At 43.4% G+C, this 10,819-nt stretch carries 8 protein-coding genes; 6 read left to right on the top strand and 2 right to left on the bottom strand.

Annotated features, from left to right (window positions below):
* Nucleotides 1–163 precede the first annotated feature (163 nt).
* Nucleotides 164–310, bottom strand: a complete 147-nt coding sequence (locus N3A72_10645; protein ID MCX7920042.1) for a hypothetical protein — start codon at nucleotides 308–310, stop codon at nucleotides 164–166.
* A 336-nt stretch (nucleotides 311–646) separates the two neighbouring features.
* Between N3A72_10645 and N3A72_10640 the strand changes: the two genes are divergently transcribed.
* The 6 genes from N3A72_10640 (at nucleotide 647) to N3A72_10615 (ending at nucleotide 9,200) form a co-directional block, all read left to right on the top strand.
* The gene (locus N3A72_10640; protein MCX7920041.1) at nucleotides 647–2,290 is read left to right on the top strand and encodes an ankyrin repeat domain-containing protein; all 1,644 of its coding nucleotides are present in this window, start codon (nucleotides 647–649) and stop codon (nucleotides 2,288–2,290) included.
* Nucleotides 2,291–2,292: 2 nt separating this feature from the next.
* Complete coding sequence (locus tag N3A72_10635; protein MCX7920040.1) at nucleotides 2,293–3,651, top strand: hypothetical protein; 1,359 nt, start codon at nucleotides 2,293–2,295, stop codon at nucleotides 3,649–3,651.
* Nucleotides 3,652–3,800: 149 nt separating this feature from the next.
* Nucleotides 3,801–5,927 (top strand): hypothetical protein, encoded by a 2,127-nt coding sequence (locus N3A72_10630; protein ID MCX7920039.1) that lies wholly within the window; start codon nucleotides 3,801–3,803, stop codon nucleotides 5,925–5,927.
* Nucleotides 5,928–6,030: 103 nt separating this feature from the next.
* Nucleotides 6,031–7,359 (top strand): ABC transporter substrate-binding protein, encoded by a 1,329-nt coding sequence (locus tag N3A72_10625; GenBank protein MCX7920038.1) that lies wholly within the window; start codon nucleotides 6,031–6,033, stop codon nucleotides 7,357–7,359.
* Nucleotides 7,360–7,378: 19 nt separating this feature from the next.
* Nucleotides 7,379–8,236 (top strand): sugar ABC transporter permease, encoded by an 858-nt coding sequence (locus N3A72_10620; protein ID MCX7920037.1) that lies wholly within the window; start codon nucleotides 7,379–7,381, stop codon nucleotides 8,234–8,236.
* A 136-nt stretch (nucleotides 8,237–8,372) separates the two neighbouring features.
* Nucleotides 8,373–9,200, top strand: a complete 828-nt coding sequence (locus N3A72_10615; protein ID MCX7920036.1) for a carbohydrate ABC transporter permease — start codon at nucleotides 8,373–8,375, stop codon at nucleotides 9,198–9,200.
* 150 nt (nucleotides 9,201–9,350) lie between these two features.
* Here the strand turns inward: N3A72_10615 and N3A72_10610 are convergent.
* Nucleotides 9,351–10,819 (bottom strand): molybdopterin-dependent oxidoreductase (locus N3A72_10610; protein ID MCX7920035.1); only part of this gene is annotated, 1,469 nt, incomplete at its 5' end.

The following is a 10,819-nucleotide window of genomic DNA, read 5'->3' as shown; positions in this document are numbered from 1 at the left end:
GAAGTATGGGTTGAACACCCAACGTGTTTATCCACTATTTTCCCCGAGCTCAAGTTCGGGGCTATTCACTTACCAGAGCTGATCTGCTCTAATTCCGAGGTTATCGTCTGAAGTTTACCATACCCCGAAAGGGTTATACGACCCCTGGGTACGGCAGAATATATTATTTATTGCATACCGGGCAGGTATCATTTCGTTCTTTCCAGCATTGCGCACAAGCTACCGCACCGCAATAGACACATTGTCGCAATTCTCTCCCTGACGCTTTACATATTTTACATCCACCCCAACCCGCTTTAACACTAGCCATGTCCGTTCACATCCTTTACGTTACAATTTAGATGTAATAATCCTTCTTAGTATTACCAGAGTACCGGCTGAATAACCGACGGTTCCCTACCATTATCAAGGAAAAAGGTGAAATTAGCAAGTGAGCCGGTATCAATAAACGGTTAACCGATAATGTTATGATTTACGGAGTGGGGTATGAGAACCAATCACTCGATTGCGCTCGGTATCCGCTTCTGGCGGATACCCGAGTATAGGTAATAAATTGTCCCGAGCTTGAGCTCGGGTGGAACTGAATTGAATATATCTAGCAGGATGTGATAAGGTATTTACTACATATTTTAAAAAGGATAAAATTATGCAATATACGAAATTGATATGTTGCTGGTTGATATGGTTTAGCGTAACTCTGCAACCAGTGTTCAGTTTAACACCGACGGAAGCGAAAAAAGAACTAGCGAAACGGAATATCCCGTTTACGAAGGATATGTTTATCCAATCAGTTCTGCAAGGAGATACTGCAGTGGTATCGTTATTTTTCACTGCTGGAATGAACCCGAACCTACAGCATTCCGAAACCGGATATACGGCGTTGATGCTCGCTGCTGGTAGCGAGAACCCCGCATTGGTAAAAATGTTCGTTCAAAAAGGAGCGATGGTGAATGCAAAAACACCGATCGGATTAACGGCAATCCATTTTGCGACGAGAACCGGTAATCTTGAAATCGTTAAACTATTGATTCAATCCGGGGCTAATGTTAATTCTGCGGATACCGTTTTCGGATATACACCGCTGATGCTTGCGGCGATGCTCGGGAAAACGGATATCGTTACTTTATTACTGAAAAGCGGTGCGAATGTTACCTTGAAATCGAAAGATGGCGATACCGCAGTTACACTCGCTGCAATGAACGAATATGCGGAACTTGCGCAACTGCTGGTTACCGCCGGTGCACCGAAATATGGTGCGGATATGAATAAAAACCTGATAACCGCAATCGTTTTGAATGAACCGGAACAGGTGAATCGGTTTTTATCTTCGGGCGCTAATCCGGACACGAAAGATGAACTCGGGAAACCTGCGCTGGTTATCGCTGCATATTTCGGTCGGTCGGATATCGTTAAACTTCTGCTTGATGCCGGTGCGCAGGAGAATATTCGTCTAGCGCTCTATACAGCGGTGATGAAAGGCACGTTAGATATCGTTAATCTCATTAAACAAGCGCGACATCTGGATAGTATTACCCCGATTATCGAAAACGAGAAAGTTATCGGACTCGCCTATGATGATGATACGGATGGTTCGTGCGATAAACGCGAATATTTCGATGGAAAAGGGCTCGCGCGCACCGAATGGTTTATGCCGGGGAAAGATACGCCATATACTATCTCGTGGACGGTATATGATAAGAACGGAATCAAACGCGGTCAAAAAATTTCGTTAACCGGTACCGGAATCGTAGATGCAGTGAACGAGAAACCGCCGCAAAACCGACTTGAGCTAGCGAAAGAGGTTACTGACCCCGATTGGAATCGTATTGTCAACTATACGCCATTATTCGAGAAACATATCCGCGAACGGTATCCGGAATTAATCAGACAGATTCTGGTTCGGGAACATAATCCGGAAAAGGATTATATCAACCCGCAGTTGAATTTCATCTATTATTTCGATAACGGTCGGAAACGAAACCTAGAATATTATAGTCGTCCTGGTGGTGTTTCGTTTATTTTCGAGACTGCGGATAGCAATAAAGATGGTAACCCGGAATATATCATCATTTCGCAATGGGGTGATTGGAAAATGTCATTATTCGATGCGGATGATAACGGGCTGCCGGAAAAATATGAATATCCTGGCTGGATTGAATTCGATTCGAATCAGGATGGGCAGATTGACCGATGGGTTGTTCTCGATGAACGAACCGAACAAATCTATCTCGATACGAACGATAAATCGGTTTTCGATACTTACCAGAGAGATACCAGCCGGAAGAAGTAGCAATGGATAATTTCCAAATTCCACAATCTAAGTTTCAAACCCCGCCCGGCAAACTCAAATATTTATGGATATTTCTATTTCTTATCGGTTATATTTCTCTCACTTACGCTACCGAATCTGTTCTGTTTCAAGATAATCTAATCTATAACGATAGAGCGGAATTTAAGCGGAGCTGGCAAACAGTTGCTCCGAACGATCTATTCGATTTTCTGTGCCTGACCGACTGCGGCATTCAGTTCACTGATATTACCGGCGATTGTTATCGCAATCAAAATAATCAAAAAGCGATTCTGTTCCGACAGCCGAAATTTAAGTCTGATTATTATTTTCAGGTGGAAATTGATGAGTTTATACCAGCAGAACCCTATGCGCAAGTCGGGTTAGTTATCTGGCGCGATGCAGATAATTATATTCGAGCTACCTACGGGTTTATAAACCCTGCAGTAGAATCGTTAGCGGAATTCGATGGTAACCCGCAATCGAAAGGATTAATGCCTATTTATCCGCGCGAACATCCGCAACGGGTCATTTTGCGGATGGAAGTTAGAAAACATAATGTAACTACGTTCGTTTCCTGGGATAAGAAGGTCTGGTTTATCCTCGGCGGATTCGTTATTCCGGAATCAGATTCAGAATCGTTCTTTCGTGGAATTGGGATTATCGGAATCGGTGGGAGAATGCTCAAATCACCACGATTCTCATGCTGGGAAGAACGAAAATTACCAGGGTATGTGGATACCGAGTTTGATAGCAACGAAATTGTTCCGAATTGGGTTCGTGGGCAAACCAATCTCGATTGGTCTACCGGAATCGGAACCATAGAAATGCGAAACGGAAAATTATATATTGTTCCTGTTCCTGGTTCGGATTTCTTCATCGGAAACGAAACCTATCCCTATCTTGCAATTCCCGTTCCGCAATCTGATACTTGGGTACTGGAAATAAACCTAGCGCAGTTTAATCCTTTTGCAAAAGGGGCTTGGAATAAAGCGGGGGTTATCCTTTGGCTAGGGCATAAGAATTATGGGTCGGTTTCCGTAGTTGCTGACCATGAACTTGACCAGATGTATTGCGAACAGATTTGTGTAGATACCCGCTTCGATTATTTCGGTACCGTTCACCAGGTTGCGTTTCGAAAAAGGAAAGTAACGGATGTATATTTCCGGATTCAGAAATTGCTCCCAGCGAAATATCGGGTGCAAGTTTCGTATAATTATCGGGATTGGTTTCATTGTGGTGAATTTATGCTCGTTTATCCAGCTACAGAACTACGACTATTTGCCTCTGGCGATATTTTTATCCAGTATCCAAACGACTATGATTTCTATGCTACCTTCGATTATGTTAAATTAATTCAATAAACTGGTAGATGTTCCAGACTCAAATGCTGAACAATGAAAGAACTATTCAATAATACGCTTATATCCCTGTATTTAGGTACATTGGTTCATTCAGTCTTTTTGTTTTGTAAAGTTGCATTTGATATCAATGAAGATAGGAGGCTCGGTAAATGCTACGCGCGATATGCGGTATCTCAATGGTATTAATTTTTAGTTTCGCTTGTCAAGGAACGGAAATGTTTGTTTATCAAGAAAAAGATTCACCGACTGCCGATGTAACGATACATATTTCTCGCCAATCAGACTATATTGTTTCCGGACGGTTATTCGGTAAATTTAGCGAAAATCTCGGCAAGAATATCTACGGCGGATTCTGGGCGCAGATTGTTGAAAATCCGAGTCTTGAACCTATTCGGATATGCTTACATCGCGACTGGTATACGAATCACGAAAAGAATTATTTTAAACGATATACCCAACTCGAGATACCGACAGAATCCGATGCGAAACATATCGGATATTATTGGACGAATTGGAATGGTGATGGTAATGCAAACTACGCACTACTACCGGAAGCATATAATTCTTCTTATTCGCAATTGATTGAAGTAAAAAGAATTCCGATAGACCACGTTGGCGTCGGCATTCGGCAGTTAATATTTCTGCCAGTAAATCGGGTTAGACAATATCAGGTATCATTTTATGCGAAATCAGCTACGACCCCGATAATAGTGGTAATCAACGATAGTGTCAATCCGAAGAAAATCTACGGTATCCTAAAATTTGATACGGGTAAATGTGCAGATGACTGGAAACAATATCAGGGCGTTTTATCCGTGAATATTTCCAAAGCGATGCTCGGGAAACCGGTTTGGTTATGTATCGGACTAACGCAACCAGGGAAATGCCAAATCGACCAATTGACGTTATTTCCTGCGGATGCGATTGCAGAAGGATTCGATCCGGAAGTGGTTACACTCTGGAAACAAGCGGGAGTAACGCTGTTACGATTTCCGGGCGGAAACTATGTTAGCGGATATCATTGGAAAGATGATATCGGTCCGCGGGATAAACGGATTACGAGCAAAAATGTGGCTTGGAACGATGTTGACCAGCATCAGGTCGGTACCGATGAACATATTTCCTTCTGCCGACTTATCGGTGCGGAACCGATGATTTGCGTTAATGCTGGGAACGGAACTGCGGAAGAAGCTGCCGATTGGGTTGAATATTGTAATGGGAGTCCGACAACGCGTTGGGGTAAAGTCAGGGCTGAAAACGGTCATCCGGAACCGTATAATGTTAAATTCTGGGAAATTGGGAATGAACTTTGGGGTGATTGGCAAATTGGACATTGTACTGCAAGCGAATATGCACGGAGATATCGCGCATTTTATACTGCAATGAAATCGCGCGATCCGTCAATTGAACTCATTGCGTGCGGACATATTTCCGGTGATTGGAATGAAGTATTGTTTCAGAACTGCGCGGATATCCTGCGGTCAGTTTCAGTCCATTTTCTGTTTAGTAATACTCCGCATGCGGATGCGGTATATGCTTATTTAAGCCAAATCGGGTATTCGCATATATTCGAAAATGTCTATCGGCGGATACATCAGCTTGGCAGGAAATATCAAGCGGATATTAACATTGCGATAACTGAAGCGATGGTATTCAATTTTCCGGCGTATCAGCCGAGACCGGAAACAATGACTGAAGCAATCTATTACGCTGGGATTATCACATCGGCGATTCGAACTGAAGGGTTAGTCAATCTGGTTACGCATAGTGCGCTCATCAACCATGGCGGCGGGATGGCAAAAGAAAACGGGATCGTTTATCCGCAGCCGGTATATTATGCATTGAAAGAATTGCGACAGGTGATTGGAACTCGACCGGTAGCAGTTACCGTCCGATGCCGGTTTTCTTCTATTCCTGAATGGCAAAGTTCTTGGGCAGGAGATACTCCGGTACAATTCCCGCTGGTAGATGTTATGCCATTAATGGATAAGAATGAACTGAAAATTATCCTAATCAATCGCACGCCGGATACCTCGGTACCAGTGAATTTCGATATTCCCCAAGCGAAGTTTAAGAAAATCGCACGCTACTATGAACTTGCTGGCGAATCGTTTATGGCGCGGAACGAACTGAAATATCCGAATCGTGTTACCCCACATATCAGGCACGTGAAATTAGAAAATCCTGAGAAATTCGCAATGGTTTTAAAACCAGCTTCGTTAAATGTTATTACTTTGTATAACCCTAAAACCCTGATTCCAACAAGTAAAAGATAACCGCCAAGCGAACTAAGACAACCGCAACAGTTGTAAAACTATACTACCATCTTGGTAAACTTTAGCGGATTACCTTTACGTCTGTGCAGGTAAACTATTTAGGATGAAACCGTTAGGTATGTTCACTCGTAATAGTCTTATCAGAATAAGCATCAGCTATCTGCTATTGGTCGTGCTCTTCGGATGTAGTTTTAATCCTAGCAACCGAGTTACTATCCGTTTCTGGAACGGATTCACCGGACCGGATGGAAGAACGATGCTGCGATTGGTTAAACGATTCAACGAATCGAATCCAACGATACACGTTCTAATGCAGCGGATGGATTGGGGAACCTATTATAACAAACTATTCGTTGCTGGGATTAGTAACCGTGCACCGGAAGTTTTCGTTATTCATGCGGGAAATATCGAACGGTTTATGCACGCACGGTTTCTCCGGTCAATTGATGATTTAATAACCCAACCGAGCCCGAATGGTATAGATATCGCTGATTTCTCAGAAAATATCTGGCAAATAACCGAAAACAACGGTCAGCATTATGCGCTTCCGCTGGACGTGCATATACTCGGAATGTATTATAATCGGACGTTATTCAAACAGGCAGGACTCGTTGATGCGCTCGGGAACCCACGCCCACCGAAAACGAAACAGGAGTTTATTGATGCGCTGGTGCGATTAACCAAAGATACTAACCATGATGGTCAGCCAGAGACGTGGGGTTATGTATATACTTGGCTCCGAACGAATGTATATACCATTATGCAGCAATGGAACGGAAAATTTTTTAATTCGGATTATTCGCAATGTTTGTTAAATAGTCCGGAAAATGTTGAAGCGTTACAATTCTGTGTAGACCTAATTCAGAAGCTGAAAGTCGCTCCGGCACCGCAGAATTTCGATTCTTGGATCGGGTTTCGGCAGGGGAAAGTCGGGATCGCGTTTGAAGGGATCTATATGTTAGAAGATTTGAAAAAGCAGACGGATTTAGAGTATGCCGGTGCACCGTTACCACTGCTAGGTATTAAACCGGCAGCTTGGGCGGATTCGCATCTGCTCTGCTTGAAATCCGGATTAGATGGCAAGAAACTTGATGCCTCGTGGCGGTTTATAAAATTCTTATCCGATAATAGTCTCGATTGGGCTGATGGCGGGCAAATCCCGGTTCGGAAAAGTCTGCGTGCAACTGACCGATTTCACCGGATGGAAGTCCAATATGAGTTCGCAACCCAGATTCCGTATATCTGTTATGTACCGCGTATTCCGTACATTTTTGAATTTTTAACGGAATTTGATATTGCTGTGGAAAAAGCGTTACGGGGATCACTGTCTCCCAAGCTAGCGTTGGATATCGCTACCGAGAATGTGAATCAGATAATTCGAAGGCAGCGCCAAGTAGGGGCGATACCCAGTCCCCAAAATGATCCTAACTAATGTGTCGATGAATTCGGTTATGAAAAGACAATATTCCGGTTATCTCTTTTTACTTCCGTATCTAATTCTATTCGGTATCTTTTTAGTTCTTCCGCTTATTTACGGATTCGGGTTAAGTTTCTATCGTTGGGAATTACTCGCTGCGGAACCAGCGAAATTTATCGGAATGGCGAATTATCGAGAAGCGCTCGCTAGTGCTTATTTCTGGAAAGCGCTTAGTACGACATTTAAATTCGTTCTGATGGTAGTTCCACCGATTGTACTCTCTGCATTATTAATTGCGGTTGGAATCAATGCAGTGATTCGGAAACGGCAAGTCGTATATCGTGCAGCATATTTTTTTCCAACGCTCATTTCCATCAGTGTAGTTGGGATATTATGGCGCTGGTTCTATAATCCCGAATTCGGTTTGTTTAACGCATATCTAGCTTCGGTTGGGTTGAAAATCCCGTGGATTACTGATAGCGTTTGGGCAATGCGGTCAATTGTTCTTATGACGATTTGGTGGACTGTCGGCGCACCGATGGTTATCCTACTTGCAGGACTACAGCATATTCCGCAGCATTATTATGAAGCAGCAGCGATTGATGGCGCTAGTGCGTTCCGTAAGTTTATCCATATTACGTTGCCGCTCTTACGGCCGGTGCTATTATTAGTAATCGTGCTCCAGATTATCGCATCATTTCAGATTTTCGGGCAGACGTTCATGGTAACCCGTGGCGGACCGGAATTAGCCACTCGAGTTTTAGTCCAATATATTTATGAAACAGCGTTCATGAATTATCGGATGGGATACGGTGCCGCAATGAGCTGGCTATTATTTTTAGTGATAGCGATATTTTCATTCATCCAGTTTCGGCTATTGAGAGAAAAGTAAGTATAAAAAATATACTACATAGACTTCACGACGCTAAGATACACTAAATAATGATTTATATTAAATCAAATAATTCTATTACTTTGTGATTCGTTTTGGTCTTGGTGGCTTTGTGGCAAGAGATTATCATTGAATTATGGTAAATACTTTTCACAAAAAAATTATCGAACTCATGATCGCCATCGGTGCTTTTCTTATGCTGTTTCCGGTGCTCTTGATATTCATCACCGCATTTAAGCCGGATATCGAAATCGTCCATTTTAAAAGCATCTTCCCGCAGAACTGGACTCTTGCAAACTTCCGAGAGATTCTCGGGAATCCGGAAGAAATCCCGCTAGTCCGCTGGTTGGTTAATAGCGGTTTCATCTCATCTGCAATAACCGTATTAGTTCTACTCGTTGATTCACTCGCTGCGTTTGCGTTAGCACGATTGAATCTACCATATAATCGGTTAATCTTTTTCATGATTATCGGGACACTGATGGTACCCGGTCAGATATGTTTAGTTCCGGTTTATTTGATTCTGAACAAATTCGGTTGGCTGGATACCCCATTAGCGGTAATCATTCCGGCTGGTGCCGGCGCGTTCGGCGTTTTCCTATTACATCAATTCTTCTTGCAGATTCCGAAAGATTTAGAAGACGCCGCAGTTATTGACGGCTGTTCGACCGTGCGGATATATCGGCATATTATCCTGCCGCTATCGAAACCAGCATTAGCAACTTTGGGTATATTTACTTTCATCGGGTCTTGGAACGATTTTTTAGCGCCATTAGTTTTTCTCGATTCAGTTGATCAATATACCCTTCCGGTCGGTATCGCGTTATTCCAAACTTCATATTATGCAGAATATGGATTGACATTATCCGCTTGTGTTCTCGGGACAATCCCAACCTTAATAGCGTTCCTCCTATTCCAGAAATATATTATTCAAGGTATCTCTTTATCGGGAATTAAGGACTGATACATTTCTATCTCAATGGAAATCTTGACAATCAAAGATAGAAGCGAATCAGTCAACTTACGGGCGGAATAGTGTATAGAGATTCTCGAGAGGTACCCCAAATCAATTGCGCAGCAAACGAGAAACTTTTAGTGGTTTAGTTCCGTGGTGTTAAACGGGTCTGGTTTTAAGTGCGGTTAAGACTTTTTCTGGCGTAAACGGTGGGTTGCGAAGTTTGATACCGCAAGCGTCATAGACTGCGTTCGCAATCGCTGGGAGTGGTCCGTTGATACTGATTTCCGCAACACTTTTTGCGCCATACGGTGCAGTCGGTTCGTAGGTTTCAACCAGGATTGTTTTAATCGGTGGAACATCACGCGTTGAGAAAATCCGATATCCATGGAAACTTGGGTTAACCATCTTCCCGTGACTATCGAACACCATCTCTTCGGATAAGGCATACCCGATACCGTTAAGCACCGCACCTTCCGTTTGCCCTTCCGCTAGGTTCGGATGAATGATTGTTCCGCAATCTACTGCAGCGACATAATTCAGAACTTTAATCACTCCGGTTTCAGTATCTACCGCAACTTCAGCGAAATGCGCCGCGAACGGTGGCGGAGATTCATACGACATATGCGACGCTTCCCCTTCAATCTGGAACTGATTCGCAGAATAAAGTGACCGATTCATGATATCGCGATAGGATACAGATTTACCGGAACTGCTGATGACCATAGCATCTTTGCAGGTCAGATTATCTATCGGTTCATTTACCATTTCTGCGGCTACCTGCAGAATTTTCTGTTTAACTATCTGTGCGGCTTTAAGCACTGCACCGCCGGAAATATACGTTGTACTCGAGGCATACGCGCCTTTATCAAACGGCGTGAAATCGGTATCGGAAGAATACACGATGATTTTATCAAGTTCAACCGCAAGCGTTTCCGCAGCAATCTGAGCGAGGATGGTATCGCTGCCGGTTCCTAAATCTGTTGCGCCGATGAGCAGGTTGAACGAACCATCTTCGTTCATTTTAATCCTCGCTCCGCCCATATCGACTCCGGGTATCCCTGACCCTTGCATCAGACAAGCCATACCGACACCATAGCAGATATGCGATGTGCGATGTGCAATTTGAAGATTTTTTCTATATCTTCTTTGTTTAGTATACCAGCCGATAGCTTCAGCACCGCGATCAATACATTCATCTAGACCGCAACTTTTGATATACTGCTCGAATCCTTCCCGCCCTTCACCGAGCGCAACGAATATCGGACTGGTTTCTCCGAGTTTAATATGGTTCTTTTTTCGGAATTCGAGCGGGTCAAGGTTTATCGTATCACAGAGTTCGTCAATCAACACTTCCCGCGCGAACGCTCCTTGTGGTGCGCCGTATCCGCGACAAGCGCCAGCGACCGGAAGGTTAGTATATACCGCATTTCCATAAAACTTGAGGTTCGGACAGCGATATAACGGGAGATTCTTACTGCCGGTATTACTCATTACCGTCAGCGAATGCGTGCCATACGCGCCGGTATTACTCAAAACATTCATTTCCATTGCGGTTAATGTTCCATCGTTCTTGATTATCATCGTGTTATAACGTCCACATGATACAGCCTGTCTCTTATACACAT

This window comes from bacterium, assembly GCA_026416715.1.
Lineage (GTDB): Bacteria > UBP4 > UBA4092 > JAOAEQ01 > JAOAEQ01 > JAOAEQ01.
The sequence above is the reverse complement of the archived record's forward strand: the minus strand, read 5'-3'. Positions and strand labels throughout refer to the sequence as shown.

Excerpts from the sequence above, each read along its gene's own strand:
- N3A72_10645 (MCX7920042.1), bottom strand. The coding sequence starts at position 310 with ATGGCTAGTGTTAAAGCGGGTTGGGGTGGATGTAAAATATGTAAAGCG.
- N3A72_10640 (MCX7920041.1), top strand. The coding sequence starts at position 647 with ATGCAATATACGAAATTGATATGTTGCTGGTTGATATGGTTTAGCGTA.
- N3A72_10635 (MCX7920040.1), top strand. The coding sequence starts at position 2,293 with ATGGATAATTTCCAAATTCCACAATCTAAGTTTCAAACCCCGCCCGGC.
- N3A72_10630 (MCX7920039.1), top strand. The coding sequence starts at position 3,801 with ATGCTACGCGCGATATGCGGTATCTCAATGGTATTAATTTTTAGTTTC.
- N3A72_10625 (MCX7920038.1), top strand. The coding sequence starts at position 6,031 with ATGAAACCGTTAGGTATGTTCACTCGTAATAGTCTTATCAGAATAAGC.
- N3A72_10620 (MCX7920037.1), top strand. The coding sequence starts at position 7,379 with ATGAAAAGACAATATTCCGGTTATCTCTTTTTACTTCCGTATCTAATT.
- N3A72_10615 (MCX7920036.1), top strand. The coding sequence starts at position 8,373 with ATGGTAAATACTTTTCACAAAAAAATTATCGAACTCATGATCGCCATC.